The sequence below is a fragment of the Moraxella tarda genome (genome assembly GCF_035181405.1).
GTDB lineage: Bacteria > Pseudomonadota > Gammaproteobacteria > Pseudomonadales > Moraxellaceae > Moraxella.
Genome location: NZ_JAYGGV010000001.1, coordinates 1 through 26,260 on the forward strand (window position 1 = coordinate 1; position 26,260 = coordinate 26,260).

35 protein-coding genes and 1 tRNA gene are annotated in these 26,260 nt (G+C 42.6%); 22 read left to right on the plus strand and 14 right to left on the minus strand.

Features of this window, described 5'->3' with window-relative positions; translation table 11 throughout:
- From U9670_RS00005 to U9670_RS00035, 7 genes are all read left to right on the plus strand, one after another.
- On the plus strand, positions 1-106 hold a 106-nt coding region (locus tag U9670_RS00005), incomplete at its 5' end, for a major capsid protein (RefSeq protein WP_323841599.1).
- 36 nt (positions 107-142) lie between these two features.
- The gene (locus U9670_RS00010) at positions 143-460 is read left to right on the plus strand and encodes a hypothetical protein (protein WP_323842571.1); all 318 of its coding nucleotides are present in this window, start codon (positions 143-145) and stop codon (positions 458-460) included.
- Between the two features lie 112 nt (positions 461-572).
- Entirely contained in the window at positions 573-740 is a 168-nt protein-coding gene (locus U9670_RS00015) for a hypothetical protein (RefSeq protein ID WP_323842572.1), read from the plus strand.
- Entirely contained in the window at positions 740-1,135 is a 396-nt protein-coding gene (locus U9670_RS00020) for a hypothetical protein (RefSeq protein WP_323842573.1), read from the plus strand. Before U9670_RS00015 ends, U9670_RS00020 begins: the two co-directional genes overlap by 1 nt.
- Positions 1,136-1,137: 2 nt before the next feature.
- Entirely contained in the window at positions 1,138-1,491 is a 354-nt protein-coding gene (locus tag U9670_RS00025) for a glutamate 5-kinase (RefSeq protein WP_323842574.1), read from the plus strand.
- A gap of 1 nt (position 1,492) precedes the next feature.
- Positions 1,493-1,831 (plus strand): HK97 gp10 family phage protein, encoded by a 339-nt coding sequence (locus U9670_RS00030; RefSeq protein ID WP_323842575.1) that lies wholly within the window; start codon positions 1,493-1,495, stop codon positions 1,829-1,831.
- Between the two features lie 3 nt (positions 1,832-1,834).
- The gene (locus U9670_RS00035) at positions 1,835-2,224 is read left to right on the plus strand and encodes a phage tail terminator-like protein (protein WP_323842576.1); all 390 of its coding nucleotides are present in this window, start codon (positions 1,835-1,837) and stop codon (positions 2,222-2,224) included.
- Here the strand turns inward: U9670_RS00035 and U9670_RS00040 are convergent.
- Both U9670_RS00040 and U9670_RS00045 read right to left on the minus strand, forming a co-directional pair.
- Positions 2,221-2,517, minus strand: a complete 297-nt coding sequence (locus U9670_RS00040) for a helix-turn-helix domain-containing protein (protein WP_323842577.1) — start codon at positions 2,515-2,517, stop codon at positions 2,221-2,223. The genes U9670_RS00035 and U9670_RS00040 overlap by 4 nt on opposite strands.
- Positions 2,514-2,858 carry a type II toxin-antitoxin system RelE/ParE family toxin gene (locus tag U9670_RS00045; RefSeq protein ID WP_323842578.1) on the minus strand — a complete coding sequence of 115 codons (345 nt, stop codon included), beginning with the start codon at positions 2,856-2,858 and terminating at the stop codon, positions 2,514-2,516. The genes U9670_RS00040 and U9670_RS00045 overlap by 4 nt, the downstream gene beginning before the upstream one ends.
- 112 nt (positions 2,859-2,970) lie before the next feature.
- Here U9670_RS00045 and U9670_RS00050 point away from each other — a divergent pair, with 112 nt between their 5' ends.
- Positions 2,971-3,888 (plus strand): phage tail tube protein, encoded by a 918-nt coding sequence (locus U9670_RS00050; RefSeq protein WP_323842579.1) that lies wholly within the window; start codon positions 2,971-2,973, stop codon positions 3,886-3,888.
- Here U9670_RS00050 and U9670_RS00055 read toward each other — a convergent pair.
- Both U9670_RS00055 and U9670_RS00060 read right to left on the minus strand, forming a co-directional pair.
- On the minus strand, positions 3,885-4,148 hold the full coding sequence (locus U9670_RS00055; protein WP_323842580.1) for a type II toxin-antitoxin system RelE/ParE family toxin: 264 nt from the start codon (positions 4,146-4,148) through the stop codon (positions 3,885-3,887). The two genes, U9670_RS00050 and U9670_RS00055, sit on opposite strands and share 4 nt — an antisense overlap.
- On the minus strand, positions 4,138-4,401 hold the full coding sequence (locus U9670_RS00060) for a type II toxin-antitoxin system RelB/DinJ family antitoxin (RefSeq protein WP_323842581.1): 264 nt from the start codon (positions 4,399-4,401) through the stop codon (positions 4,138-4,140). The genes U9670_RS00055 and U9670_RS00060 overlap by 11 nt, the downstream gene beginning before the upstream one ends.
- A gap of 71 nt (positions 4,402-4,472) precedes the next feature.
- Here U9670_RS00060 and U9670_RS00065 point away from each other — a divergent pair, with 71 nt between their 5' ends.
- The 8 genes from U9670_RS00065 to U9670_RS00100 all read left to right on the plus strand — a co-directional run bounded on the left by U9670_RS00065 (position 4,473) and on the right by U9670_RS00100 (position 11,818).
- Complete coding sequence (locus U9670_RS00065; RefSeq protein WP_323842582.1) at positions 4,473-4,946, plus strand: hypothetical protein; 474 nt, start codon at positions 4,473-4,475, stop codon at positions 4,944-4,946.
- 53 nt (positions 4,947-4,999) lie between these two features.
- Complete coding sequence (locus U9670_RS00070; RefSeq protein ID WP_323842583.1) at positions 5,000-5,215, plus strand: hypothetical protein; 216 nt, start codon at positions 5,000-5,002, stop codon at positions 5,213-5,215.
- 328 nt (positions 5,216-5,543) lie between these two features.
- On the plus strand, positions 5,544-6,029 hold the full coding sequence (locus tag U9670_RS00075; protein WP_323842584.1) for an Ltp family lipoprotein: 486 nt from the start codon (positions 5,544-5,546) through the stop codon (positions 6,027-6,029).
- 456 nt (positions 6,030-6,485) lie between these two features.
- Entirely contained in the window at positions 6,486-6,878 is a 393-nt protein-coding gene (locus U9670_RS00080; RefSeq protein ID WP_323842585.1) for a hypothetical protein, read from the plus strand.
- A gap of 72 nt (positions 6,879-6,950) precedes the next feature.
- The gene (locus U9670_RS00085; protein ID WP_323843753.1) at positions 6,951-10,238 is read left to right on the plus strand and encodes a tape measure protein; all 3,288 of its coding nucleotides are present in this window, start codon (positions 6,951-6,953) and stop codon (positions 10,236-10,238) included.
- Positions 10,228-10,569, plus strand: coding sequence for a phage tail protein (locus U9670_RS00090; RefSeq protein WP_323842587.1), 342 nt, complete (start codon positions 10,228-10,230; stop codon positions 10,567-10,569). The genes U9670_RS00085 and U9670_RS00090 overlap by 11 nt, the downstream gene beginning before the upstream one ends.
- Positions 10,570-10,734: 165 nt before the next feature.
- Positions 10,735-11,118, plus strand: a complete 384-nt coding sequence (locus tag U9670_RS00095; protein ID WP_323842588.1) for a hypothetical protein — start codon at positions 10,735-10,737, stop codon at positions 11,116-11,118.
- Between the two features lie 34 nt (positions 11,119-11,152).
- Positions 11,153-11,818: a phage minor tail protein L gene (locus U9670_RS00100; protein WP_323842589.1), complete on the plus strand. Its 666-nt coding sequence runs from the start codon at positions 11,153-11,155 to the stop codon at positions 11,816-11,818.
- On the opposite strand, the gene U9670_RS00105 is transcribed toward U9670_RS00100, so the two are convergent.
- Positions 11,815-12,018, minus strand: a complete 204-nt coding sequence (locus tag U9670_RS00105; protein WP_323842590.1) for a hypothetical protein — start codon at positions 12,016-12,018, stop codon at positions 11,815-11,817. The genes U9670_RS00100 and U9670_RS00105 overlap by 4 nt on opposite strands.
- 386 nt (positions 12,019-12,404) lie before the next feature.
- Between U9670_RS00105 and U9670_RS00110 the strand changes: the two genes are divergently transcribed.
- On the plus strand, positions 12,405-13,190 hold the full coding sequence (locus U9670_RS00110; RefSeq protein WP_323842591.1) for a C40 family peptidase: 786 nt from the start codon (positions 12,405-12,407) through the stop codon (positions 13,188-13,190).
- Here U9670_RS00110 and U9670_RS00115 read toward each other — a convergent pair.
- On the minus strand, positions 13,170-13,583 hold the full coding sequence (locus U9670_RS00115; RefSeq protein ID WP_323842592.1) for a type II toxin-antitoxin system HicB family antitoxin: 414 nt from the start codon (positions 13,581-13,583) through the stop codon (positions 13,170-13,172). The genes U9670_RS00110 and U9670_RS00115 overlap by 21 nt on opposite strands.
- Before the next feature lie 58 nt (positions 13,584-13,641).
- Positions 13,642-13,818 (minus strand): type II toxin-antitoxin system HicA family toxin, encoded by a 177-nt coding sequence (locus U9670_RS00120; protein ID WP_323842593.1) that lies wholly within the window; start codon positions 13,816-13,818, stop codon positions 13,642-13,644.
- Between the two features lie 103 nt (positions 13,819-13,921).
- Between U9670_RS00120 and U9670_RS00125 the strand changes: the two genes are divergently transcribed.
- The 5 genes from U9670_RS00125 to U9670_RS00145 all read left to right on the plus strand — a co-directional run bounded on the left by U9670_RS00125 (position 13,922) and on the right by U9670_RS00145 (position 20,353).
- Positions 13,922-14,500 carry a tail assembly protein gene (locus tag U9670_RS00125; RefSeq protein WP_323842594.1) on the plus strand — a complete coding sequence of 193 codons (579 nt, stop codon included), beginning with the start codon at positions 13,922-13,924 and terminating at the stop codon, positions 14,498-14,500.
- A 16-nt stretch (positions 14,501-14,516) separates the two neighbouring features.
- Entirely contained in the window at positions 14,517-19,010 is a 4,494-nt protein-coding gene (locus U9670_RS00130) for a TipJ family phage tail tip protein (RefSeq protein WP_323842639.1), read from the plus strand.
- Positions 19,011-19,038: 28 nt separating this feature from the next.
- Positions 19,039-19,209 carry a hypothetical protein gene (locus U9670_RS00135; protein ID WP_323842118.1) on the plus strand — a complete coding sequence of 57 codons (171 nt, stop codon included), beginning with the start codon at positions 19,039-19,041 and terminating at the stop codon, positions 19,207-19,209.
- 39 nt (positions 19,210-19,248) lie between these two features.
- Positions 19,249-19,617, plus strand: a complete 369-nt coding sequence (locus U9670_RS00140) for a hypothetical protein (RefSeq protein WP_323842119.1) — start codon at positions 19,249-19,251, stop codon at positions 19,615-19,617.
- 64 nt (positions 19,618-19,681) lie between these two features.
- Entirely contained in the window at positions 19,682-20,353 is a 672-nt protein-coding gene (locus U9670_RS00145) for a peptidoglycan-binding protein (RefSeq protein ID WP_323842120.1), read from the plus strand.
- A gap of 140 nt (positions 20,354-20,493) precedes the next feature.
- Here the strand turns inward: U9670_RS00145 and U9670_RS00150 are convergent, their stop codons facing one another.
- The 7 genes from U9670_RS00150 to prmB form a co-directional block, all read right to left on the minus strand.
- Positions 20,494-21,852 (minus strand): tyrosine-type recombinase/integrase, encoded by a 1,359-nt coding sequence (locus U9670_RS00150; RefSeq protein WP_323842121.1) that lies wholly within the window; start codon positions 21,850-21,852, stop codon positions 20,494-20,496.
- A gap of 152 nt (positions 21,853-22,004) precedes the next feature.
- Positions 22,005-22,091 (minus strand) — tRNA-Leu (locus U9670_RS00155).
- A 130-nt stretch (positions 22,092-22,221) separates the two neighbouring features.
- Positions 22,222-22,707, minus strand: a complete 486-nt coding sequence (locus tag U9670_RS00160; protein WP_323842122.1) for a hypothetical protein — start codon at positions 22,705-22,707, stop codon at positions 22,222-22,224.
- 3 nt (positions 22,708-22,710) lie between these two features.
- Complete coding sequence (locus tag U9670_RS00165) at positions 22,711-23,091, minus strand: hypothetical protein (RefSeq protein ID WP_323842123.1); 381 nt, start codon at positions 23,089-23,091, stop codon at positions 22,711-22,713.
- A gap of 48 nt (positions 23,092-23,139) precedes the next feature.
- Positions 23,140-23,607: a Cys-tRNA(Pro) deacylase gene (gene ybaK, locus U9670_RS00170; protein WP_323842215.1), complete on the minus strand. Its 468-nt coding sequence runs from the start codon at positions 23,605-23,607 to the stop codon at positions 23,140-23,142.
- Between the two features lie 122 nt (positions 23,608-23,729).
- Positions 23,730-24,818: a chorismate synthase gene (gene aroC, locus U9670_RS00175; RefSeq protein ID WP_323842124.1), complete on the minus strand. Its 1,089-nt coding sequence runs from the start codon at positions 24,816-24,818 to the stop codon at positions 23,730-23,732.
- A 175-nt stretch (positions 24,819-24,993) separates the two neighbouring features.
- Positions 24,994-26,079: a 50S ribosomal protein L3 N(5)-glutamine methyltransferase gene (gene prmB, locus U9670_RS00180; protein WP_323842216.1), complete on the minus strand. Its 1,086-nt coding sequence runs from the start codon at positions 26,077-26,079 to the stop codon at positions 24,994-24,996.
- Positions 26,080-26,260 lie beyond the last annotated feature (181 nt).

Consider the following 26,260-nt stretch of genomic DNA (forward strand, 5'->3'; position numbering starts at 1 on the left):
AGGTGGCAACAATCCAAATGCAGGTGCATTGGCAACGCCTACCAACTGGGAACAAATCGCTACCGACATCAAAGACACAGCAGGCGTACTATTACAAACTCAATAACCAAAGCCCCTTTATGGGGCTTTTTTGGGGTAAATGATGAAAAAAATTCTTTATTTTACTGATGATTTTGGTTTGGACAACCAAGCATTTGCCAAAAAACACGGTCTTATCATTCGTAATGCGAGTGCTTATAAAGACAATGATTTTTTGGAAAAGTGCGACGCTGTGTATGGCAAAGTGCCACAGGCGTATTTAGATATTTATCCATTGCACAAACTGGCGACAGATGAACCAAAGGCTGAAGTGGAAAAACCAAAAGCCGAGCCAAAGGCAGAACCAAAGGCTGAAGTTGAACCAAAGGCAGAACCAAAGACTGAAGCCGAAAAACCAAAACGCAAAACCAAAGAGCCTTAAAAAAGTGGAAAGTTAATTTTTGAGCTTTTTTAGGCGTAATAAAATACCCAGTAACTGCGAATTACTGGGTATTTTTTATATCCCTTTTGATGTAGAAAAGGAATAATTTGATATGAGTGATTTTATCACACTTTTAGAGATATTAAAAGAATTAACTATGGTGCAAATTATGACGATTGGTATTGTTGCCTGTGTGCTGATTGTCCTTTGGCAATCCCCTAATATCATCAACGCAATTAACAATTGGCGAAAGACAAGCAAAGAGTTGCAGGATAAATAATGCTAACCATTGAACATATCCAATCAGCCTTAGACGGCTTAGATGAAACAGAGCAGAAGCGAACTTTAGCCGTTGTAAATGCTTATATCAAAAACAAAGGCGTACGGCTTACTAACCCCACTTATATTGATGATGTGCTACAAGTGCCTAGCGATATTGTGCTGGCAGGTGTTGAGCTTGCCACAGCCTTTCTTGACGGCACATTTATGGCAGGACGCACCGAAGGCGTGATTGCCAGTAAATCATCAAAAGCAGGCGATGTATCGGTATCTAAGACCTACAAAGACGGATTAGACGGTCAAGCAATCAGTCAAGGGCAGATGATAGCTGACGCATTGCTTGAGCCGTATGTCGTGAAATTTACAGGGCTAAATGTACCTGTTGGCAGGGTGTAAGCATGGGATTGTATAGCGACATTACAAACGACATCAAGCAAGCCTTTGATGATGACCTAAAAGACGCCGTATCAGAATTTACAGGCATACGCCAAACACTATCCGATGATGACTGGCTGGAAAATGGCAATGCCACAAATAAGCCTTATGAGTATGTTGGGCGTGGCGTGTTTAGTGCTTATCGTTCAAGTGAGATTGACGGCAGTACAATCATTGCCACCGATGTAAAACTCATCGTGCTACAAGCTGAATGCGATGAGATACAGCTAGACGATAGAATTAACGGTTATCAAGTCGTCCATATCGCACAAGACCCTGCAAGGGTAAGTATGACAGTGCAATTAAGGCAGGTGTAATATGGGCTGGGATAGACCGCCAACAGAATTTATTGATGAATTGGAAAAAAATGTAAATGAAGTAGTCAATAAAGCCGTGAATAACACAATCAACAATGTGCGTGCTTTAAGCCCTGTTGATACAGGGCGTTATCGTAACTCGCACCATATCAGCGTAGGCTCTCCAAGCTATGCGATGAGTGGAGCAACAACGACAACGCTTGCAATCGGGCAATATGAACCTGTATTTATCCAAACCAATGTACCGTATTGCATACGCCTAGAAAACGGCTGGTCTAAACAAGCCCCAACAGGTGTGTATGGCAATGCGTTTAACAGTATGGTGGCGAGTTTAGGGTAGTTTATGAACAGCCTAGAAATTGAAAAACAAATTATGACCCATTTAGTTGAGTGGGATTTATTCAATAAAGAACGCACGGCACGGCTAAACCGTAATTTTACACCGCCTAAAACTGGCGTATGGATTAGGGTAAGCGTTGTAGGGGGTATTAACCATATCGCCTGTATGAATGATAAGCCGTGCGTGCGTGAAGTGGGAACGCTAATTATCCAATTATTTGACCGTGAAAATACAGGCGCGGCAGAGCTTAAACGCCACGCTGATAGCCTAGCTCGTCATTTATCCTGCTACCAAACAGACAAATTGGAGCTATTAGCCCCCAGTATCATCAATGCAGGCGTATCTGACGGCTTTTATCAAATCAATGTCAGTGTGCCGTATCGTTTTAATTAGAGATGAACTTGACCATTGGGCATTTCAACCGATAAACGCAGTTTACCACCTAATGCAGTAACATATTTATTTAATGTGTCAAGTTGCACATTGCCACTACTTTCAAGTTGTGAAATGGCTGATTGAGAAATGCCGATTTTTTCAGCCAATTCTTTTTGGCTAAGTTTGGCATTTTTTCTAAGCTCGGCAAGACGAATGGCAAGCAGGGTATGATTAGCACGAGCTTCAATTTGTTCACGACGCTTATCATCAAGCATTGCCATTTTTTCTTGTAAAGTGATGTATGTTGTCATAGTGATTTTTCCTTGAGATAGTCTGCATAGATTTGTTCAGCAAGTGGTATCATTTTTTTATAAAATCTTTTATCGCCTGTTTTATCGCCAGCACAAAGCATTACTGCTTGGCGAATGGGGTCAAAAGCATAAAATGCACGATAAGGCTTACCATTATGTTGTATGCGTAATTCTTTAAGATTGGATAACTGGCTTTCATAAAGCGTATCTGCATAAGGTCTGCCTAACTGTGGTCCGAGTTGTTCTAGTAGCTTTAAAGCATAAAAAACGCTGTCTTGCTCATCGCTGTCAAGTTCATCAAACCAACTATGAAAGACAGGGCTAAATATTACGGTCCACATAAACATTTCCTTGATTAGTTATTGTTAGTATAAGTTATAGCTTATATTTTGTAAATCTTTTCTTATAATTTTTTAACCGCCCTTTTGGGTGCTTTTTTATGGGAGTAAATCAATGTCAAGTGGTGCAAAAGTCGTCACAGCATACGCAAAACAGACGGATATTAAAGCCGTCCCAAAAACAGGTTGGAAAACCTTGCCAAACATTTCAAACGGCTTAACCGTATCAGCCGAGCTTACCGAAAGTGAACTGGTGGGCGGCGGTCGCATTGCCAAGCAAGGCATGGTAACTTCTGCCGAAGTGTCGGGCGATATTGAAACAGAACTCATGTTTGGGGCGTTTGATGAGTTATTAGCCGCCGCCTTTTGGGGTGAGTGGAATACCACCAATCCAAAACTGCATACGCTATCTATTGGTAGTGCCAAATCATCATTTGCTATTACCAAAGATTTTACCGACATCAATGTAAACCATATTTTTAAGGGCTGTGTCGTCTCAAAACTAAGCCTATCGGTGGATACCTCAAACCTTGCCAAAGTTACTTTTGGCTTTACAGGCTTAGGATATGACGAAAGCACCACCAAATCATTTGCCGTCAGCCCAACGGTTACGCCTGACAGCACCAAAGCAAGTGGCTTATCGGTCGGCAATATCAAGCTAAACGGAGCACCGATTGGCGTATGCGTGGAAAGCATTAGCTTTGAACTGGATAACCAAACCGAAGTGCAAAAATGCCTAGGCGATAATATTTATGGCGGCAATGTGCTTGCTATGCTTGCTAATGCGTCAGGTTCAATGACGATTGCATATAGTCCAGAAGCCCATGAAGTGCTTAAAAAACAAATCACAGGTCAAACGCTGGCGTTGGAATTTGAGATTAAATTCAACGAAGGCGAAAAATACATTTTAAAATTGCCAAAAATTCAAGTATCTGGCGAAATCCCTAGCCCTAGCGGTAAAGATTTGGCAACGGCTGATGTGAATTTTACGGTGGTGGACGAAAGCCCTGTTTTAGAAAAACATTTGCCTTAGATGCCAAGCTCGCTATGACTGCCTAGTCGCACCAAAGTGAGCGTATCGTTGTCTTTGGCATAGAGCAAAACCAAATCAGGCTTGATATGGCAATCTCGCAAATCTTGAAGATTGCCTGTTAGGGCGTGGTCAGCGTATTTGGCTGGCAATGGCAAATCATTTAACAGACAATACAAAACTTCTGCCCACGCCTCACTAGCTAAGGCTAAAAAATGCTTTTTGGCATCTCTTTTAAACTGGCTGGTGTAATCAATCTGCATTTAAAGCGTCCATTAAAGCCTTGCCATCACTTACGCTATGCACTTTGCCCTTGCGAAAATCATCAATGGCTTGCATTGTGGTGGGGTTTTGTTCATAAGCGATATAATCAAGCGATAATGGTACAGCCCCTGTTTGGGCAATCTGTGTCAAAAACATTTTAATCGCTTGGCTGGGTGTCATTCCCAAGCGTTCAATGACGGCAAAAGATTGTTCTTTTAAAGTGTCATCTAAGCGAATGTTTAAATTAGCCATAATTTACCTCCAATTTTTTTTATTGTAATGCAAATGTTTTACAATGTAAAGCAATATAAGGAATTTTAAAAATGACTTTTAACCTAAATATCATTAAAAAACCTGAATTTACCGATGAAGTTACCCGTCAAATCAAGCACGATAACGGCATTGAGCTGACGATTTGCATTAAAAAAGATGATGCGTTTAACGCTGCTTTTGGGGAGGTTGCCCCATTTTTAAACAACAATAAGGCACTGACCAAAGACCGCCTAAAAAAGGGCAATCAAGGCATTAATGCCAATGAAGCGGTGCTATTTTTGATTGGTGAATACTGTGTGAAAGAATGGAATGTAACTGTTGATGATACAGCATATCCGATTAATGGCGAAAATCTGCTTACCGTTGCTGAAAATGCCTTTACCGATAGCGATGATTTAGCAGAATTTCTAACGCTGTTATTAAACACTTTTACTGACTTAATGAAAGAGTTTGGCGAAAAGGTGCAAGCCGTTCAAAAAAAGTCATCGACCAATACAAATGGCAAAAACAAAAATCAGAATTAACCCCAAAACGCCTAGAAAGCTACAAACGGCTAGGCATAGCACCACCAAAAGCTGTGCCCAATGATGGCATTAGCCTAAGTGTGATACAGGTGTTTGTGCTGGCAAGCCGTGCTAGGCGTTATGTTGATGGCGTGGGCTTGCCTTTAACGGTGGCTGATGTATCAAGCGTATTGGCACATTATGCTTGCCCATTGCCACGCTGGCTGATTGATGAGCTTATTTTTGAGATGGATGGATTGGAATTGGCAGAAATGAATAAGAAAAAATAAATGGCAAAGCAGACAAAATCTGAATAAACAAAAACCCTTAAACTGTGGCGGTTTAAGGGTTTTTTAATTTAACCCCTTTGAATAAGAAAGGAATTAAACTTAAGATGAATTTTACCATAGATTTGACTAAATTGGGAGAATTGCCTATGACAAACTTAATAATCTTGGGCATTTTTGTGTTATTGATAGTACTTGCTTGGCGATTGCCTGATATTCTAAGTGAAGTGCGAAAGTTTAAAAGCGATGAAGATAGCAAATTGTAACCACCTATTGCGTTAATGTAACAGATTGTGTATTATGTAGGCTCGGATTTAATCGGAGTGTACAAATGAAGAAGTTTTTTAAGTTTATTGTTTATGCAATCATAGCGTTGATTGTATTTGGCTTTGTTATGGCTATGCTTGGCGATGATAAGCCTAAGACCGATGTTGCTAAGTCAGAGACTGTAGCTGAAGCTAAGGCTGGTGATGTTGAAGCGACAAAGCCTGAAGAGCCTGCACTAACTGCATCACAAAAAAATGCGGTGCGTTCAGCTGAAAATTATTTAGATTTAAAGGGTTTTTCTCGTGATGGTTTGATTGCACAACTATCATCAGAGTATGGCGATGGATATAGCAAGGAAGATGCTACTATTGCTGTGGATAGCCTTAATGTTGATTGGAATGAACAAGCCGTTGCAGCCGCCAAAAGCTACTTGGAACTTAAAGGCTTTTCTTGTAAAGGTTTGGTTGGTCAGTTATCATCAAAACATGGCGATAAGTTTACTAAAGAACAGGCAGAATACGGTGCAAAAGGTGCTGGTGCTTGTAATTGATATAAAAAACACAATAAAAACCCCGCTTTACAAGGTGGGGTTTTTGTTGTATATTATGTCCACTACTAAAACTCAAAGCGGTATCAAATCTCGCCCCGAAAGAGCGTTATTTTTGTGCCTGTAATTTGTGAACTGTGGTCATATCACCACAGTTGAACAAAAACGCATAGCCACATTCGTCTTATGACGGGTTGAGAGGCGTAATACAACACCCCTAAGGGAAATATGCCCGCTGTGTCTTTGAGTACAGTAGTTGAGACCCGTTACCCTATTTTGGGTAATACTAACTAAAATCCAAAGGAGACATTTTATGTCTAATCAAGTCCAAGCCGTCAAATTCTATATCGCACAAGAGTTGGCAGTTGAATTTTTGCAAAATCAGCGTGCAAGGAAATGTATTGCTTGATTGTAGCAGATTGGATTATGATTCATTTGTCTTACTTATTAGGAATTATCATGCAAGCAAAAATTCTATATTCAGAATATTTTGATGACCGCAAAGACTTTCATTATAGCTTTGGTAATTTTGTATTAAGACCGTTAGGAAGCAGGAAACTAGAAGTCATTCCTGATCATAAATTAGTTACAGCCAGCATTATCAAGGGTGCCTCATACGATGAAATGAATGACGAATTAGACAAGGTTCATCTTGTTTCAGGTTTATCCACGCCTATCGCCCTTGCCTCAGGCAATGGTATAGCCACTTTATTACTTGGTGGTCTTGCGTTATTTGCCAGAAGCAAACGCCGAGTACCACTGATACTCATTTTTGATGATGGCAGATCGGTTATCATTGAGTCAACCTTAAAATTTGCAGACAAAATGATCCAAAAAGCACCGCAAAACTAAGCGGTATAAATGATACAGTCAATATTTTAATCAAAAGCACCCATTAGGGTGCTTTTTTGTTGGAGTACCGAAATGTCTTTGAACATTAATATCGTACTTGGTGCCGATACGGTGAATTTTACTCGCAGTATTAAGCAAGTCAATATTCAGACCCAAAAAGCAATGACTGACATTCAAAACAATGTCAATCGAGCAAGCATTGCCACTGAGGGGCTGGTCAGCAAATTTCAAGGCATGGAGAAAAAATCCAAAATCAGCCTTACCAATGTTGTTACAGGCTTATCCTTAGTAACGGGTGCGGTTACAGTAGCGGGTTATGCTTTTTCTAATCTAACGGGCATCATCGAAACCCAACGCCAGTTCGATGTCCTAAATGCCAGCCTAATCACTGCCACAGGCTCAGCTCACGCTGCGGCAGAAAAGATGAAAGAGCTTAACGATTTTGCGAGCAAAACACCCTATGACCTAAATCAAGCTGTCGATGGCTTTAATAAACTTAAAAATCTTGGGCTTGATCCGTCAGTCGCCAGTTTAAATAGTTTTGGTAACACTGCCGCAGCAATGGGCAAAGACCTAAACCAGATGATTGAAGCGGTGGCGGATGCTAGCACGGGCGAATTTGAACGCTTAAAAGAGTTTGGTATTAAGGCAAAAAAACAAGGCTCTGATGTTGAATTTACCTTTCAAGGCGTAACCACCAAAGTCAAAAACAACTCACAAGACATTCAAAAATACCTGACCGATATTGGTAATGTCCAATTTGCAACAGCGATGGCGGAGCGAATGAATACGCTTGACGGAGCGATTTCTATGCTTGCTGGCAGTTGGGGTTCACTACAACTTGCCATTATGAATACAAAAGTCGGCAACATCAGTCTGCTTGATGTCCTAAAATCAGGGGCAAAAGCCGCAACGACAGCGATTGATTGGGTGGCAAACAATCTGCAACACATTGCCAATGTGCTAGGCGTGGTATTCGCTCCTGCTTTGACAATGATGGCTGCACGATTTTTATCGGCAAAATTGAGTGTGGACAGCTTGACAGGCTCAATGCTTGCAAACATTCGCACCAGCATTGCCAACGCAACCAGCACCCAGCAACTGGGTAATGTTCTAATGGCTTGGGCGAGTGGTACAACCAGTGCACAAATGGCAATGCACCGTTACAGCCTAGCGATCAATCAAGCGACCGCGTCAGTGATGGGCTTTGTGCGTGCAATGCCCGCCAAAACAGCAGCACTAGGCACAGCGACTGCCGCCGCCGTCGCCAAAACTCGTGCGACACTAAGCCTTGCTGCCGCCCAGCGTGCGTTAATCGCAACCAGCGTTACCGCCGCTCGTGGCGTGATGGGTATTGGCACCGCCTTTGCCGCCCTGGGTCGTATTATCCTAGCCCACCCCATTACGACGATTGCCGCCGTGATTTCGGCTGTGATTGTCCGCACGATGGGACTACAAAAAGCGATGGATAGCCTGTCTGATGCTGTCAATCTTGTTGGTAGTATGCTTGGTGATTTGGTGGATATCGGCATTAATGGCTTTAAATGGCTTGGCGGTAAGATAGACAAATTTTTTAGCTCGTTTGCCTCTGGCGGTGGCCAATCAACAGGCGTGGTCAGTGGCTATTTTAGTGAATTGTTCGCTGGTACAGAAGGTGGTTTTGTTGGCTTGATTCAAGTCATCGCTCGCCTACTTGATCGCATGATAAACTTCTTTGGGCGAGCAATCCACTCAGTGCGTGTGGCATTTGCCAATCTTTGGAATGGCATTGCAAAAGGAGCTCAAAGAGCGTTTAAAGCAGTCGGACTTGATGGCGTAATCAATGCAACGGTTGAAATGCCAAAAGATTATCAACCAAAAAATGTTGTTGAAAATTATGTCAATGGGCTGGTCGCCAAACAAAAAGCCAATAAAAAACTCACCAAGTCTCAAGATGACTTAAACAAAGCCGTAGGCAAAGGGATAAAAGATACCAACAAGCTCAGCGGTACACAAAAAAATGCAGCGGCTGCGACCAATGAAGTGGATGAAGCGATTGGCAAATTAAAAAAAGACATTGCGTTATTTGGCAAAGACGACCCATTGAGTGCCTTGCAATATGACATTGACAAGGGCAAATATACAGGCGTTAGCCCAAAAAAATTGCAACAATTAAAAACGCTGACCGAGCAGTTTTATACTTTGCAAAAAAACGAATCTGTCAAAGACAAAATGCTTGCCATTGACGAAAAAATCTACTCACTAGGCAAGTCTGAATTAGATGTTTTAAAATATCAATTAGACCACGCCAAAGAGTACAATGGTGTCTCTAAAGAGATTAAGCAGTCGTATCTTGAGCGGACAAAAGCCCTGCTAGAAGCACAAAAAGCCCATGAGCGAATCAAAAAAATTGAAGAAAGCAAAAAAAGCCTAAACAAAGCAAAATACGAGCTTAAACATTTTGGCGATGAGATGGCTGGCACAAGATGGGATTTAAAAGAGCAAGGCTATGATGATGAAGAAATTGGCAAAATCGTTGGACATGAACAAGCCAAGAAACAGATTGAAAAGCTAAATACGCTGTTTGAACAAATAAAACAAAATCAAGTGTTTGGTGGTGTTGGTATCACAGCTCGTATTGATCAAGCGTTCGGCGGTCTTGATTTTGCCAGTCAAATGCTTGGTCAGTCGTTTGACATCACAAAGAAATTTAAAGAAGAAAAGGACAGACTCAATCAAGCACGAGAACAGGGCTTAATTGATGAACAGACTTATTTAAAGCAATCTGAAGAATTGACAAAAGCACATGTACAAGCCAAAGAAAAACTCATGTTTACTGCCAATCAAAGCATTTTAGGTGGCATCACAAATACCATGAAAAAAGTCTATGGTGAGCAGTCTAAGCATTATAAAATCGCCTTTGCGATGGAAAAAGCCTATTCAGTGGCAACCATCATCATGAAGCAAAAAGAAGCGATTGCCAAAGCATGGGCATCAGCCCCATTTCCTGCCAATTTGGGGGCGGTGGCAAGCACGCTGGCAAGTACAGGGGCATTAGCAGCGGCAGTTAATGCCATTCGCCCAGTCGGCCAAGCCCACGATGGCATTATGTCTGTGCCAAAATCAGGTACTTGGAACTTGGAAAAAGGCGAGCGAGTATTACCCAAACACACCGCCCAAAATTTGGATAATACCTTGAACCGATTGCAGGGCAATGGTGGTGGTCAAGTCATCAACATCAGCGTAACGGTCAATAACGATGGTGGCGATGTGCAAAGTTCACATGACATGGGCAAAAGCCTAGGCAATGCGATTAAACTTGCCGTCCAGTCCGAACTACAAAAAGAAAGACGACAAGGAGGACTGCTCTATGGCAGATAATCTCAAGACTTTTGCTTGGAAAATGAACATGGGGGCATCTGCCAGCACCCAGCACAATGTAAAAAAAGTGCAGTTCGGCGATGGCTACGCCCAGCGTGTGAGCTTCGGCATTAACAACAAAACAAAAGATTGGAGTGGTGAAAAAACAGGCGATTATGACACCGTCATCAAACCAATCATGGATTTTTTAGATGAGCATGGGGGTGTTACCCCTTTTCTTTGGACTGACCCTCACGGCGAAACTAGAAAATATGTTTGTCAGGATTACAAAGAAAGTCAGCGAAAAGGTAACTTTTGGCAGATTAGTTTGAAGTTTGAGCAAGTTTTTTAGAGTAAGAATTTAAATTGTGGCCAATGTTGGCCGAAAATTTAACTCATTGATTTTAAATAATTATTTTCTTTGGCCGAGTTGTGGCTAACTCAAATTTAACCGTCCGACAATCGGACATTTCACACCCCAACCGTCAAACGGTTGGGCTTTTTAATGGAGAACGCTATGAGCGAACAAACCCTAACCACCCTATCACGCCTTGATGCCAAAACCCTACAAGATTTTATTTATCAAGTAGACCACTGGCAAGCCCAGTATGGCGAGAAAGCCGATAACATTGAGATTGTTTATCACGCAGATGATGATGATTTTGAAATCATCACCAATGACAAGCCCACCAAAAAAGGACGGATTAACGCCCTAACCGCTGAAATCTTGGCTTGGGCGAACGGCCAATTAAAACAGCTACAAGGCTGGAATCACGACAAAACTGTTACCGCCTTTACCTGCGTCTATAAAAACGATGAATTTGGCGTGGCGGTATCGGTGCAAGACAAGACCAGCCAAGCCTCTGAAAGCGAAACAGGCTCAGGTTCACTGGGTGATTAAAATGGTGGGCATAGTCCACCCTACGGATAATTAGATGAGTTTTAATAATCAAATCCAAAAGAGTAGCGTACAGGGTTTTATTACCCTGTACGAATTGGACGCTCGCAAATTGGGCGGTGAGATTTACCGTTTCCACGGACACAATGACGGTGTGATTCGCTGGCAAGGGCAAGAGTTTAGCCCCATTGCCATCAAAGCTGACGGGCTTGAGATGCGCTCGGACGGTAAAGCCTCCGCTCCCACTTTGACAATTCACAATGACATCAATGGCGTACCGCAGGCGTTGCGGTTACTCTGCCTACGCTACGGCGATTTTGCAGGGGCAAAACTCAAAGCCATCCATACCCTTGCCGAATACCTAGACAGCACGGACGAGCAGAATTACCGCACCGCTATCTGGTACATCGAACAAAAGACTAGCGAAACCAACGCCACGACCACATTTGAGCTATCAAACCCTGTGGACTTTGAAGGCTTAAAAATCCCAGTACGGCAAATCACCAGCTATTGCCATTGGGCGGTGTGTGGGCGGTATCGGGGCGAAGAATGCGGTTATCTTGGTACGGCAAGATTTACCAATGATGGCAAGCCAACGGATAATCCAGAACTGGACAGGTGTGGTGGTAGGCTTAGCGATTGTAAGCTAAGGGATAATGGAGCACGCTTTGGCGGATTTCCTGCAAGCTCTTTGGTCGGTTAATCAAGCGATTTGGCGTATTCAATCAAAGCGGTTTTAATTGCCATTGCTTTTGAGCAGTCCTTGTGTGCGATGATTTTTTCTAAGGCTGACAAAACTTGAGGCTCGGTATGGCTTATGACAAGGCTAATGCGTGCCAATGATTTTTCAAAATAGTTGTCAGTTGCTTTTTTGCGTGCTTGCGTGCTTGCTTTGTCTGCCATAAAAAAATCCTTGAATTTTACAAAAATGGTGCTATGATAATGGGTAAGGAGTGGCTAGGCGTTTCCACCTAACCTGCCATGAGCGTTGCACCGCTTTTAGGCTTTATCTGTTAGTAAGCTGGGTAGCTTAGCAGTAACAGAACGATGATGATAAACACCTTAGCAAGAGTTTTCATCGTTTTACTCCTTGTTTTTGGCGTAAGCGTTGGTTTACGCCTTACCAATCAACACCCCTTGTGTTGATGGCATATATTGTATTATATAATACAAGTAAAGTCAAGCAGTTTACACCTTTTTGTGTATAAATTGCTTGGCTTTTTTATTTGCAAAATATTTGAATTAAAACAGATTTTAACCGCTTAGGCGGTTTTTTTTATGGGTAAAAAATGCAACTCACCAAACAACTTACAACCGCCATTACAAGCCACGCCAAAACCTGCTACCCTGCCGAGTGTTGTGGCTTAATTATTGGCGATGAGTATTACCCTTGCGACAATATCGCTATTGACCCATACAATCATTTTGAGATTGACCCAAGTGAATTTATCAAATTATCCAAGATTGGCGAGATTAAAGCGATTGTCCACAGCCACCCAGATGGTGCAGGCGAGCTATCCGAAATGGATAAAATCCAAATGGGGCTACATGGTGTGGACTGGGTAATTTGTGGGGTTGGCAAAGATTTACTCACCCATGATTTTTATATTGATTTGCAAATTCACAAGGCAAAAGCCCACCATACCCCCCTTTTGGGGCGTGAATATGTGCATGGCGTGCAAGATTGTTATACTTTGGTGCAAGATTATTTTAAGCGTGAATTAAATATTGACTTGCCAAATTTTAAGCGAATTGATGATTGGTGGGAAGATGAAAACCACGAGCCACTTTATCAAAATAACTTTGCAAAGGCAGGGTTTGTAGTGGTGGACGATATAAAACCGCATGATGTGATTTTATGCCGTGTGGGGCGAACGCACCATATTAATCATGCCTTGATTTTTTTGGGTAATGGCAAATTAACAAGCGAAAATACGCCTGATTGTGTGGGCGATTGTTTGGTATTACATCACCCACACGGCAGATTAAGTGTGCGTGAAATGTATGGCGAAAGTTGGCAAAGACGGACGGCGTTGGTGGTTAGGCATCAAACATTAAGCCAAACCAACCTGTAAATGCTTACCCAATTTATCAAAGGCTTGTGCCAAAGTATCAATCTTGGTGGTATGCGACAAATCCACAAGGCGAGTTACCTTTTGGGGAACAATGCCCATTCTTTTGGCAAGCTCGGCTTGGCTGACATTTTGGGCAAGCATTTCATTTAAGAGTAGCACCTTTGCCCAAACTGATGGTGGTAAGCCAACCAGATGCTCGCCATCTTGGGCTGTACTTGGCATCGGTACGGCTCGGTTGTCCTCAAAATAAAACTCCATCGCCACAGCTAGGGCATCTTTTGCCATTTCCAGGGCTTCATCAATGGTATCGCCTTGGCTGATGGCTTCTGGAATATCACGAAAAGTAACGCAAAAGCCGTCTGTATCAGGCGTTAGGGTAACAGGGTAGTACATAAAATCACTCCATTTGTGGTTAGGGTTTGCAATCTTGGGTAAAGCTAGGGGTTGCCCCCTAGTCTTGGTTTGCTTGTAGCTGTTTAATAATGCCTTTGGCGGTGGTCTCTTTTACTTCTCTATGGCGTGGTATCGTGGATTGCTTACCGTTTAGATACACCTTAGTGTGTTTAGAACCCTCTTTAAAGGTCGCCCCCTGCTCACGCAAGAGTTTGATTAAATCGCTGTATTTCATAACTACCCTTGATTGCGGTTGATGGGATTATTATAAACAAAAATGTTTATAATGTCAAGCATTTTATCAACAAAAAAGTTTATTTTTTTATTAGAGTATATCCATGAAAACCATTGAACTACACGGCATTTTAGCCAAAAAATTCGGCAGATTTTTTAAACTTGATGTCAAATCCGCCAAAGAAGCGGTTCATGCGATAGCAGTCCAAATCCCTGCCTTTAAAGCTTTTATGAATGATAGCGAACGCTTGGGCTATCGCTTTGCGGTGTTTAATGGCAAAAAAAGAAACGAACGCACTAACATTAGCCAAAACGAGCTAAACGATACCACCACCGCAAGCCACATTCACATTGTGCCAAAGATTATCGGCTCAGGCGGTAAAGAATTTGGTTGGTTACAAGTGGTGGCTGGGGCGGTCATGGTCGGTGTGGGGGTGTTTGTACCAGGTATGCAGCCTTTAATTGGTGCAGGCATTGGCATGATGATGGGCGGTGTGGCAACGCTACTGATGCCAACGCCCAGACTTGACCCTGCCAATGAAGACGGCAACCGCCCCAATAACGGCTTTGGTGGTGCTGTCACCACCGTAGCACAAGGCAACCCTGTACCGATTTTGTACGGTGAGCGAGATGTGGGCGGTTTTATCGCTTCGGCAGGGATTTATACTGAAGATAAAGCGTAAATTTTAAAGGTTAATTATGCAAATTCACGGCTCAAAAAAAGGTCAATCACAACCCCAAAAACCCCACATTGCCAAAGATGATTTAAGTTCAACCAGTTTTTACAAAGGCTTGTATGGACTGTGCGAAGGCGAAATCTTTGGCTTGGCAGACGGTGGTAAGTCCATTAAGCTTGACGGCACACCTTTAATTAATGCGAGCGGACAGCCCAATTTTAAGGGCGTAACTTGGGATTTTAGAGCAGGCACATTAGACCAAAGCCATATTGCAGGCTTCCCTGCCATTGAAAATGAGCAAAACATTGGCGTAGAACTTCGCCACGACCGCCCTTTTACCAAAGCGATTAATAATCAAGAGCTGTCAGCGGTGCGAGTACGCCTAAACTTTAATGCCCTACGAGAACAAAAAGACAACGGCGATATTACAGGCTTGTCCATTGACTACGCCATTGATGTGCAAACTGACACAGGGGCGTTTGTTGAAGTGTTACGCCAAACTATTCGTGGCAAGGCAAGTTCTGGCTTTAAAAAATCGCATCGCATTGATTTACCCCCTGCTAAAAAAGGTTGGACAATTCGCATTCGCCGTATTACCCCCAATCGTGATAGCGATTTGGTGGCTGATACGATGACGATTGATGCAATTACCGATATTATTGATGCCAAGTTAGCCTACCCTTGCACCGCTCTTTTGGGTTTAACTTATAATTCAAAAACTTTTAATAACATTGCCAAATTGTCAGTACGCCTAAAAGGTAAACTAATCCAAGTACCCACCAATTACGACCCAATCACAAGGCAGTATCACGGACTTTGGGACGGACAATTTAAGCTGGCGTATTCCAATAACCCTGCTTGGGTGTTTTATGATTTATGCACGCATAAACGCTATGGTTTGGGTGAAAGATTGGCAGGGCTTGTGGACAAATGGCGGTTGTATCAGATTGGGCAATATTGTGATGAATTGATTGATGATGGCATGGGCGGTAAAGAACCAAGATTTACCGTCAATGTGTATATTCAGCAAGCCGATGACGCTTATCGTGTTTTACAAAACTTGGCTTCTGTATTTCGTGGCATGAGCTTTTGGGACGGACAAAATATTGTGGTGGACGCAGACACGCCAAAAGAAGCAGTTTATACTTTTAGCCGTGCCAATGTGGTGGGCGGTGAGTTTAGTTACACAGGCACACGAGCAAGGGATAGACACACCGCCGTCAAAGTAGCATGGGATAACCCAGATAACGATTTTAAGACCGAATATGAATTTGTCAAAGATGAGACCGCTATTGCCACACAAGGCATTCGTCAGCTTGATATTAACGCTTTTGGCTGTACATCAAAGGGGCAAGCCGTGCGAGCAGGACTGTGGGCGTTAAAATCCGAACAATTAGAAACACGCTCCGTCACCTTTAAAACAGGCTTACAAGGCTTTATCCCACAAGTCGGACAAGTGATTAATATTGCCGATGACATCTTTGCAGGACGAGCGATAAGCGGGCGGATTGTCGCTGTTAATGACAATCAAATTACCCTTGACCGCACCGCAGGTAAAGTGGGCGATACTTTGACAATCGCCACGGCAGACGGTGTTGTCTCATCAACCATTACCGCCATAAATGACAAAATTGTAACCGTTAATCAAGCGTTAAATGTCGCAAACGACAGCATTTGGGCGATTGTGTCAGATGATTTAAACTTAATGCAATTTCGTATCTTGTCAATCGCTCAAAATGATGATGCCACCTTTGACATCACCGCCTTGCAATATGAACCGCAAAAATTTGAAGCGGTGGACAATGGCGTACACATCACGCAAGAGCCTTACAGCGTGTTAAAAGCCACACCCATTACCGCCCCTAATTCGGTCAGCTTAACAAGCTCAAACCGCACCGTACAAGGGCAAGCACTAACCACGCTAACAATCAACTGGGAGCAAGTAACAGGGGCAACCGCTTATATCGTCAAATGGCGAAAAGATGACGGCAACTGGCAAACCTTACCCAAAATATCAGGGCAAAGCGTGGATATTGACGGCGTGTATGCAGGTAAATATGTAGCACAAGTACAAGCAGTTGATAGTTTTGATAATGAAAGCCTAGCCACCACCAGTCAATTAACCACCATCAAAGGCAAAACAGGCAAACCGCCACGCCTTGCTAAATTGGTTGTCAAGGGTATTTTGTTTGGTATGCAAATGGATTGGACATTTGCCAAAGGTAGTGATGACACCAATTTTACACAAATTCAAGTCAGCCCAGACGGACAAGCGAACATTGCTACGCTGGCGGTATTTAGTTATCCGACCAACAGCCACACCATCACAGGCTTACAAGGCGGATTAACCCAGTTTTATCGTGCCAGAATCGTGGATAAATTGGGTAATGCGTCCGACTGGACAGCGTGGGTATCTGGCACAACATCGGCGGACGCAAGCAAGGTATTAGACATCTTGTCAGGTCAGATTGGCCAAAGCCATCTTGACCAAACCTTACGCACACCGATTGCTAAGATTGGTACGCTTGAAAATGCGGTAAATGCCGTAAATAGCCAACTGCCAAGCCTAAATCAACAGCTTGCCAATGCAGCTCGTGATATTAACACGGAGCGAAACCGTATCACATCGGCAATCCGTGACATTGGCACTTTGCAGACCGCCAATAACGCCAAAACGCAAGAATTGGCAAACCTTACACAAACGGTAGGCGGTCATACATCAAAAGTGCGAGAGCTTGCGGTAACTACTGGCGATTTAAGCCAAAAATACAGCCAATTAAAAACTACCACAGACAACATCAACAGCGAAATTATCGCAATCAGACAAACCCAAAATGGGACGGCAAGCAGTATTGATAGACTGACTTCACGCTTTGATAATCTGATGAACTCGCCCAACTTGCTAAGCAATACCCAAGAGAGAACGACCACCGAGTTTTTAATCGGTGTTTATCCGATTGGTCGCACATTGACGGAGGGGCAAAAAGTTATCATCAAGGCGACAACAGCTCCAACTCAACGAGTACTAATTTACAACTCCTCGCCACGAGGTGTTAATCGGATTGGTGAGATAATGGCAAACGGAACGCCCCACGAGCTTGATTGGGTGGTGGGCGATGGCGGTAATGATAATCTACACATTTATCGTACTAGCCCACGAGATAGCACAACGATTACGCTAAGTGATGTGAGCCTTATATTGCCTGATAATGCCCTAGCAAGTGTGGTTTCGCTTTTGAGCGAATATAAGCAGTCGCAAGCGACACAAGAACGCTCATTATCTGAACGCATTGGTCAGATTGACACAGCTTATAAGCAAGCTGATAGAAGTGCTAACGCATCGATACAACAGCTTGAACGCTCTTTGACTGATAAAGAACGAGCGTTATCTGAACGCATTGGTCAGCTAAGCACACAAATCAGACAGCCCAACGGTCAATACGCCACCGCCACCGCTCTTGATGAAGTCAAAAGCAGCGTGCGGCAAATTGACGGCAAGCTGACATCGGAAGTAGGTAAAATCAGTACCCTACAAAGCACCGTAAACGGTCAGACAACCAGCATCAGAAATGTAGAGCAGTCGTTCAATGGCGTGCGTACGATTAAAGCGGTAACGGTTGATAATAACGGCTTTATCAGTGGTTATGGTCTGATGAGCGATTTGCAAAACGGTCGTGTTACTTCTCGCTTTGGCATCAACGCTGACCAAATCTACTTTGGGGGGACTACAAGTGCTAAAAAGCCTTTTATTTTTAACACACGCCCAACAACCATTGACGGCGTAAGCTATCCTGCGGGAGCTTGGTTTAACACGGCTCACATTGCTCGTGCGAGTATCACAAATGCTCATATTGCTGATGCTAGTATTGATAACGCCAAGATTGCTAACGCATCTATTGATAGCGTTAAAATCAGAAATGGCTCGGTGGGTTCTTTGCAACTGCAAGATGGGTCGGTAACATCTGCAAAAATTGGACACTTAGCAGTAGACACTTTAAATATTGCTAACGAAGCTATTATTGTGCCACGAGCCCTAAATTCTGGATTTAAGGAGTGGAATGGGGAGATTGAAGACGAAGTGATTTTTGCTGCAACAATGAACTCAGAACAAGCTCCTGTTGTAATTAATTTGTACGCACGAGTATCAGGAGCTAAAATTTCCGATAAATACAATGCATATAGCTCACCACCACGAATTAACTTAGTTGCTACACATATTTCCAGTGGCGAAAAAGAGTGGATTTTGGGTTATGGTGAAAAAAATCCACCGTCATTCAATAGGTTTGTTATGAGTGGGTATATGAGTGAAACTGGGGGTAATAATAATGGCCATTATTTTAACGGCAGTGGCACATCAGGGTATTTTGGTATTACAAGAGAAATTAACCGCAACACTTTATTGTTTTTACCAAAATACTCTGGAGAGTACCGATTTGAATTAACCTTAACATTAAAGGGCAATGTGCGTGCAAGACTATACGAAGCGTCTATGCTTTTAATGGCAGTTAAACGTTAATTTAACTTTAATTAAATAAGGAGCTTTTATGCTTGTTAAACTTTATATCTATCAAAAATCAACAGGTATTTATCTTTATACCGATATTGGCAATCCCAACCAAGTCATCAGCGACATCAGCGATGATAAAGATTTTACGCTGACCGCACCCCCTGATAACACCAAAGCCTGGCGGTGGATTGATGGGGCGTGGGTGTGATTTTATTTTTTTGCCCATGCGGTTTTTTAAGGAGGCACCATGCCACAAAACTTCACTAACATCCATTTAATCATCAAAATCCTTGCCGTGATTGTTGGAGCAGTATTTGCTCTTACGCTCACGGGTGATATTGACAACAACGGACGGCTCAAGCTGTCCGTTGGCGTTTTAATTAAGCTGACATTTAGTGCTTTATTTGGCTTTTTGATGGGCGGGTGGGTGATTGAATATTTTGATTTGTCGTCTTATAGCTACGCAAGTCATGGCTTTGTTATGATGCTGTGTTCTGTATTTGGCATGACGGCAGTGGGCGTATTGTATCAATCAATCAAACTTGCCACGACTGACAAAACGCCCTCTCAGATTGTCAAAGAAGTCAAAGAGACTTTCAAAGCGATTTTTAAGTAGTGATTTTTTAACTAATGATTGTTAATTTGCCCCACAATTGGGGCTTTTTTTATGGAGTAAACAAATGAGTAGCTATGTAAGACAACTTCAAACTCGGCTTAAAGAAGCGGGGTTATACACAGGTGCGATTGACGGTATCGCTGGCAAAATGACCGTCCGTGCGGTGGAGCTTGCCATCGCACGGGGTATTTGCACCAAAGATGAACAAAAAGATGTGGCGGTCATCAATGCAACCGACCCCACCGTAGACGGTAATGAGCATTTATTGGATAAGCCAACGCCCATCGCAACGGTGGAAAATAGTGGCTTTGAACTCAGTGAAAATAGCCTAAAAAAACTGGTCGGTGTCAATCCCAATCTGGTCAAAGTCGTCAAACGAGCGATTGAAATCACAGGTGTGGATTTTCGTATTACCGAAGGTGTACGCACCAAAGAACGCCAAGCCCTGCTCGTCAAACAAGGAAAAAGTAAAACGATGAACTCACGCCATTTAACGGGCGATGCGGTTGATGCGGTGGCGATTGTGGATGGCGAAGTGTCATGGGATTTTAATCATTACTACGCCATCGCCAAAGCTTTTGCACAGGCTGGGGGCGAGCTTGGCGTTAATGTGCGTTGGGGTGGTGCGTGGACGGTTATCACAAACAAAAACGGTACACCCCAAGATTGGGTTAAGGCGTATCGTGCAGGTGGGGGGCGGTTCTTAGATGGTCCGCATTTTGAATTGCCTGCTTAAAAAAACAAAACCGCATAAGTATCAACTTGTGCGGTTTTTAAATGCAAAAAAGGGGTTTTTGCTTTTTTATTTTCATTTTTTTTCAAAAAATGTGAAATATTTTCACAACAAGACAAGCGGTGGTTTTTTGCAATAAGTGATTATCTACCCTGCAATATTTTCAGCAATTCATCTTTGCCAATCATATTGATTAACGCTTTTAAAATATCGCTCGGTTTTTCACGATACACCCCTTTGTAATGTGTTGTGTCCCTGCCATTCGCCAAATCATCTATATAATCCGCCCAAGTTTGCATAAGCTCACACCGCTTGGCGTACAAATCCGCTCGCATATAAGGATTATCGCCCTTGATTTGATGTCCCAACATCATTTCTGTGATTAGGTCGCTGTAATCCAACTCACCCATCAGCAAACTTTTGGCACTTGAGCGAAATCCGTGCGATTGGTGCAATCCGTCATAGCCAAGCCGTTTTAGGGCGGTATTGGTCGCTCCGTCTGATATATGGCCAGTTTTTGTCTCTTTACCAAACACATAGGGTAAATGCCCTGTGAGTTTGTGCTGTTTTTTTAAAATGGTAATGACTTGGCGAGATAGGGGGACGGTCATTTTTTCCACCATTTTGATACCGCTGTTGGATTGCCCCTTGATTGGGATTAATTCCCATTTACCCTGTTCTAAGTCCAAATCCGCCCACTTCATCGCCCTAATATCGCCGTTTCTAACTGCTGTATAAGCAAGCAGTAGCATATTGTGGCGTGTGTGGTCGTCCATTGACTTGTCATCAAAAATATCTTTAAGCAGGCGTGCAAAATCGGACGGTTTAACCAATGCCTTGCGGTTGCCGTATTTAACGGTGGTTAATAGGTGGCTTGTTTTGGCGTTGGCGATGTCGCTCATCGGATTATGCGTACAATAGCCATGCAAGGTTGCCCATGCAAAAATATCAATCAAATGCCCCCTACACCTGTCCGCCATATCGCTTGGGCGTGTGGGGTCGTCTCTTTTGCGGTGGGTGCGTTCTATGTCTTGTAACAACTCTATTAAGTCTGCGGTAGTGATGTTGTCTAGCGGTGTTTGCCCAAAACGCTTAATAAACAAATTTAGGCGATATTGTCGCCTTTTTGCCGTGTTGCCTTTCCAGTTTTGTTTGTCCGCCCACGCTGTGCAAATCACATCAAAAGTGTTACTGGCTAGTCGTTTGAGTTCTCTTTCTTGCTTTTCAAAGTGGGCTTTGGGGTCAATGCCGTTTGCGATAAGTTCGTTTAGTTCTTGCCATTTGTCAAAGGCACGGCTCATTGTGATAGTAGGGTAATCGCCCAAAAAATACTTGGCGGTTTTGCCGTTTTTGGTATGGCGATACACCCAAGATTTGACCGATCCGCCCTTACTTTCTCTCACTCGGATAAATAGGCGTGGCTTGCCATAAACTTTGGCGTGGTATTCTTTGGGTCTGGCTTTTAGGGCAATGATTTGTTTGTCGGTCTTGATTTCTGACATAAAAATACAGGGTGCAAAATAGGGTACAAGTATTATGCAACAAAATGAAAAGCCTTGCAACAACGACAAGACACAAAAAACCCCAAAAACCTTTATTTTATTGGGCTTTTGGGGTTATTTTGGATTTTTTGAAATGCTTTGAAAAAGCAAAATGGTACCAGTGGTCGGACTCGAACCGACACGCTTTTAAAGGCAACGGATTTTGAATCCGTCATGTCTACCAATTTCATCACACTGGCATGAGTGGTTAAGTTTCTAACTTATGAATGCGTATTATATAGATTTTTAATATTGTGTCAAGCATTTTTTTATTAAAAATTTATGAATTTTTAAAATTCTGTAAAACTGCTGGGAAAATCAAACAGTCAGCTATTGCTTTTGTGCTGGAATAATTTTTACTTCCAATACATAATTCATGATACTAGGCTTACGCTCAAAACTGTCATATTCTAACCGAATGACATGACGACCATTTGCTACCACCAAATAATCACCATTGGCGAAATCATGATAATAAGGAATGTCCAAAAAGGGTTTCATGCGAGTATCTGATACCGACACACCAACCACTTCGCCCACATTTGGGTAGATGAAGTAATCGCAAGTATTACCCAAAATCTGCTCTTGGCGAGATACGATTGTCCTATCAATGCGTTTTTGTACCAACTTTGGACATTCATCTTGCACATTAATAGGGCCTTGCGTCAAACTTTCACGCCTAACTGGCTCATCTACAATCATCATAGACTTACCCGCCCTTTCTACCCCCTGCCCTGATGATACAGTGTCGTCGCAACCAGTAATCACTGTAAAAAGCTCAAAGAATCCCACCCATTTTGAGCGACACGCCATCATATGTCAAATACCTTTTAAAAAGTCGCTCACACACACATTTAAAGACCTCGATGCCACCGTATCAATAACTTGCATGCGTGCCTGCGAATCAATCGCTGCGTGTCCAAGCTCAGTTAGTGTAACGCTCTTTGAGGCTTGTTTAGAAACACAATCGCAGATTTTATTTTCCAAGCTCGCTTTTTGGCCTTTGCTCATCAGCATTGATGCAGTTTGATAAATATGGTTAGCATTCAATTCGTTATGACACCGCTTATCCACCACCGCTTTAACGATATTCATGCTAATAGTATTTGATGGACTGTGTACTGTTTGCGGACCAGTGGTGGTACAGCCCAATAAGGCAATTGTAAATAACCATGCAATTACCCAGCATTTTTCTTTCATAATAATCCTAACATAATAATCCTAAATTGCATTAAAACCATGCTTAAATCAAACATCAATGATATCATCAAATGCGGCATTCAAAATATTCGCCAAGTCAATTGGGTTGATGCCAACATCTAATCCTCGCCTAGCACCGCTGACATACATTTTAACCAAACTTTTGGCTGTGCCATCTATCACGGTTGGTAGTTTTTTCTTCTGTCCGATTGGACTAATACCGCCCACCACATAGCCTGTGATGCGTTCAGCACTTGACACATCTGCCATTCTTAATTTTTTGGCACCCACCGCTTTGGCAAATTTGCCCAAATTAAGCTGATACGCCACAGGTAACACCGCCACAAAGTAGCTTTTACCATCGGTGGCAAGCAAAGTTTTAAACACTTCTTGGTTGGTTAGACCCAATTTTTCTACCGCTTCATCGCCAAAATTGCTACAACTTGGGTCATGGTCATATTCGTGGATACTAAATGGTATTTTTTGCTTTTTTAATAAAGTAATCGCAGGAGTCATTATCATCACTCACTTTTTTAATTCATACATTTTTTTGCATAGCATCATAAAAATCCACCGCACCCATGCTTATCTTGTAACAAAAAATCCACAACCAATGAGTCAAAAAACCACGCAAAAAGCTACTCAATTGGCATAATGGGCATGACCACATCGCCATTTTGACCACGATGACGCAGATAATGATCCAGTAAGACAATTGCCAGCATACTCTCAGCAATTGGCACAGCTCGCACACCCACACACGGATCGTGTCGCCCAAGGGTTCTGACATCGGTTGGGTTACCCTGAATGTCAATGGTTTTACCAGCTGTGGTGATGCTTGCTGTTGGTTTTAGGGCAATGGCAACTTTAATCGTCTGCCCGCTACTAATCCCACCTAAAATTCCGCCTGCATGATTGGCATTAAAACCATCAGGAGTCAGCTCATCTCGGGCTTCGTGTCCGAATTGCTCAGCAACAGCAAAGCCATCACCAATTTCCACGCCCTTAACCGCATTGATGCTCATCATCGCATGGGCAATGTCTGCATCCAGACGGTCAAAAATAGGCTCACCCAAGCCCACAGGAACATTTTGGGCATAAATTTCCAGCCTTGCCCCACAGCTTGTGCCATTTTCACGCAATGATGTTACCAATTTTTCAAAGCGTGGTACCACTGTTTCATCACCACAAAAAAACGGATTGGTCTCTACAAGATTCCAATCTAGCTTGCTTGCTTTTTCGTTGCCAATTTGGGTAACACAGCCTCTAATGACAATACCAAGCCGTTCTTTTAAGTATTTTTTGGCAATTGCCCCTGCCGCCACACGCATGGCCGTCTCTCGTGCAGAAGAACGACCGCCACCACGATAATCTCTAAAACCGTATTTCATCGTATAGGTATAATCGGCATGGTTGGGGCGAAAAGTCTTGGCGATATTACCATAATCTTTGGACTTTTGGTCTGTATTGCGAATGAGCAACCCAATTGGCGTGCCTGTCGTCCGCCCTTCAAAAACACCTGAAATGATTTCTACTTGATCATCTTCTTTTCGCTGAGTGGCAAATTTGGAAGTACCAGGTTTTCTGCGGTCAAGCTCAATTTGCAAATCCTCTTCTGTGAGTGGCAAATTAGGTGGAATGCCGTCCACAATTGCCATCAAACCCACACCGTGCGACTCACCACAAGTGGTTACACTAAATAACTTGCCAATAGTATTGCCTGACATTTTTTATTCCTTATTTAACAAAAACCAGAAGAAAAGATGGTCAGTCGCTTTTCTTCATTATTATTCTCAATCGTTCTTGACTTTGCGTTTGATAAAAACCAACCCACAAACGCAAATCTACCTCAATAAAGCAAGTAAACATATCGTATTTTTGCAATATATTTTTCAATGAGGGTTATCTTGCATACTGCTCAAACAGCTCTCTGTATTCCACCAGCTCTTCTCTTGTGATGGCAAAAATACCATGACCACCCTTTTCAAATTTCAGCCAATTAAATTGAATGCTTGGATAAGCCTGTCTTAAATGCCATTCACTATTACCCACTTCACACACAAGCAGGCCATCACGAGTCAAATAATCAGGTGCATGGTACAAAATTTTATGCACCAACATCAACCCATCTTGTCCAGCAGCAAGTGCAAGCTCGGGCTCATGCAAAAACTCTGGTGGCAAATCTGCCATATCTTCGCTGTCTACATAAGGTGGGTTGGTAACAATCAGTTCATACTGATTTTCCATAGGCAATCTTTCAAATAAATCACTTTCTAGCAAATTGACTTGATGTTCAAGCTCATGGTATTCCACATTTGTCCAAGCCACTTCCAAGGCATCTTTTGAAATATCGGTTGCATCTACATTGGCATCAGGCAAAGCTTTAGCCAATGCAATAGCAATACAACCAGAACCAGTACAAAGATCCAGCACTCGCTCAGGCTGGGCAAGCTCCCTGCCTTCAAGCCCATGCTCAAAAAAACTTGCTTTATTGGCATCATCAACATCAAAATATGGGAAAAACCGCTTGTTAATCAGCTCAGCAATTGGCGAACGGGGAATAAGTACACGCTCATCCACATAAAAAGGCAGGTGGCAAAAATAAGCCAAATTAATCAGATAACTTAACGGCTTACGCTGTACAATGCGATTGCCAAGCAAATCAAGCACAGCCATCTTTTCTGCATCAGTCAAACGACAATCTAAAATTTCAGGATCGGCCGACCAATCCAAATTTAGCGTATGTAGAACAATTGCAGAACTTTCAGCAAACTCATCAGTCGTGCCTTGTGCCACCACCACATCGTATTCACGCAATTTACTCACACAAAAACGGATAAAATCACGAATCGTACGCAAATTTGCCTTAGCTTCATCAAGCTGTGCATACAGCTCATTAATTTGGGCGGGACTCAATCTCCCATCATCGCACGCGCCAAAATCAACAAAATCTTGCTCGTTAAAAATTTGATCATCATTTAAGTTCATATTAACATCATAATTAAGATTGGGTGCATCAGACATGATTGGCTCTATACAATAAAAATTAAAATAAAGTTCTCATTATAAATAAAATTGTATTTTTTTTAAACTTATTTTATGTAGTTTGGGGTGTTTTTATCTCTTAACATGAAATTTTGTTGAAAAAATAGTTTTTTTTGATAAAAAA

Excerpts from the sequence above, each read along its gene's own strand:
- U9670_RS00080 (WP_323842585.1), top strand. The coding sequence starts at position 6,486 with ATGCAAGCAAAAATTCTATATTCAGAATATTTTGATGACCGCAAAGAC.
- U9670_RS00010 (WP_323842571.1), top strand. The coding sequence starts at position 143 with ATGAAAAAAATTCTTTATTTTACTGATGATTTTGGTTTGGACAACCAA.
- U9670_RS00045 (WP_323842578.1), bottom strand. The coding sequence starts at position 2,858 with ATGTGGACCGTAATATTTAGCCCTGTCTTTCATAGTTGGTTTGATGAA.
- ybaK (WP_323842215.1), bottom strand. The coding sequence starts at position 23,607 with ATGACTCCTGCGATTACTTTATTAAAAAAGCAAAAAATACCATTTAGT.
- U9670_RS00035 (WP_323842576.1), top strand. The coding sequence starts at position 1,835 with ATGAACAGCCTAGAAATTGAAAAACAAATTATGACCCATTTAGTTGAG.
- U9670_RS00110 (WP_323842591.1), top strand. The coding sequence starts at position 12,405 with ATGCAACTCACCAAACAACTTACAACCGCCATTACAAGCCACGCCAAA.
- U9670_RS00140 (WP_323842119.1), top strand. The coding sequence starts at position 19,249 with ATGCCACAAAACTTCACTAACATCCATTTAATCATCAAAATCCTTGCC.
- U9670_RS00090 (WP_323842587.1), top strand. The coding sequence starts at position 10,228 with ATGGCAGATAATCTCAAGACTTTTGCTTGGAAAATGAACATGGGGGCA.
- U9670_RS00095 (WP_323842588.1), top strand. The coding sequence starts at position 10,735 with ATGAGCGAACAAACCCTAACCACCCTATCACGCCTTGATGCCAAAACC.
- U9670_RS00105 (WP_323842590.1), bottom strand. The coding sequence starts at position 12,018 with ATGGCAGACAAAGCAAGCACGCAAGCACGCAAAAAAGCAACTGACAAC.
- U9670_RS00165 (WP_323842123.1), bottom strand. The coding sequence starts at position 23,091 with ATGAAAGAAAAATGCTGGGTAATTGCATGGTTATTTACAATTGCCTTA.
- U9670_RS00100 (WP_323842589.1), top strand. The coding sequence starts at position 11,153 with ATGAGTTTTAATAATCAAATCCAAAAGAGTAGCGTACAGGGTTTTATT.
- prmB (WP_323842216.1), bottom strand. The coding sequence starts at position 26,079 with ATGAACTTAAATGATGATCAAATTTTTAACGAGCAAGATTTTGTTGAT.
- U9670_RS00115 (WP_323842592.1), bottom strand. The coding sequence starts at position 13,583 with ATGTACTACCCTGTTACCCTAACGCCTGATACAGACGGCTTTTGCGTT.
- U9670_RS00160 (WP_323842122.1), bottom strand. The coding sequence starts at position 22,707 with ATGATGGCGTGTCGCTCAAAATGGGTGGGATTCTTTGAGCTTTTTACA.
- U9670_RS00120 (WP_323842593.1), bottom strand. The coding sequence starts at position 13,818 with ATGAAATACAGCGATTTAATCAAACTCTTGCGTGAGCAGGGGGCGACC.
- U9670_RS00030 (WP_323842575.1), top strand. The coding sequence starts at position 1,493 with ATGGGCTGGGATAGACCGCCAACAGAATTTATTGATGAATTGGAAAAA.
- U9670_RS00060 (WP_323842581.1), bottom strand. The coding sequence starts at position 4,401 with ATGGCTAATTTAAACATTCGCTTAGATGACACTTTAAAAGAACAATCT.
- U9670_RS00015 (WP_323842572.1), top strand. The coding sequence starts at position 573 with ATGAGTGATTTTATCACACTTTTAGAGATATTAAAAGAATTAACTATG.
- U9670_RS00025 (WP_323842574.1), top strand. The coding sequence starts at position 1,138 with ATGGGATTGTATAGCGACATTACAAACGACATCAAGCAAGCCTTTGAT.
- U9670_RS00065 (WP_323842582.1), top strand. The coding sequence starts at position 4,473 with ATGACTTTTAACCTAAATATCATTAAAAAACCTGAATTTACCGATGAA.
- aroC (WP_323842124.1), bottom strand. The coding sequence starts at position 24,818 with ATGTCAGGCAATACTATTGGCAAGTTATTTAGTGTAACCACTTGTGGT.
- U9670_RS00055 (WP_323842580.1), bottom strand. The coding sequence starts at position 4,148 with ATGCAGATTGATTACACCAGCCAGTTTAAAAGAGATGCCAAAAAGCAT.
- U9670_RS00040 (WP_323842577.1), bottom strand. The coding sequence starts at position 2,517 with ATGACAACATACATCACTTTACAAGAAAAAATGGCAATGCTTGATGAT.
- U9670_RS00135 (WP_323842118.1), top strand. The coding sequence starts at position 19,039 with ATGCTTGTTAAACTTTATATCTATCAAAAATCAACAGGTATTTATCTT.
- U9670_RS00130 (WP_323842639.1), top strand. The coding sequence starts at position 14,517 with ATGCAAATTCACGGCTCAAAAAAAGGTCAATCACAACCCCAAAAACCC.
- U9670_RS00150 (WP_323842121.1), bottom strand. The coding sequence starts at position 21,852 with ATGTCAGAAATCAAGACCGACAAACAAATCATTGCCCTAAAAGCCAGA.
- U9670_RS00020 (WP_323842573.1), top strand. The coding sequence starts at position 740 with ATGCTAACCATTGAACATATCCAATCAGCCTTAGACGGCTTAGATGAA.
- U9670_RS00085 (WP_323843753.1), top strand. The coding sequence starts at position 6,951 with ATGTCTTTGAACATTAATATCGTACTTGGTGCCGATACGGTGAATTTT.
- U9670_RS00075 (WP_323842584.1), top strand. The coding sequence starts at position 5,544 with ATGAAGAAGTTTTTTAAGTTTATTGTTTATGCAATCATAGCGTTGATT.
- U9670_RS00145 (WP_323842120.1), top strand. The coding sequence starts at position 19,682 with ATGAGTAGCTATGTAAGACAACTTCAAACTCGGCTTAAAGAAGCGGGG.
- U9670_RS00125 (WP_323842594.1), top strand. The coding sequence starts at position 13,922 with ATGAAAACCATTGAACTACACGGCATTTTAGCCAAAAAATTCGGCAGA.
- U9670_RS00050 (WP_323842579.1), top strand. The coding sequence starts at position 2,971 with ATGTCAAGTGGTGCAAAAGTCGTCACAGCATACGCAAAACAGACGGAT.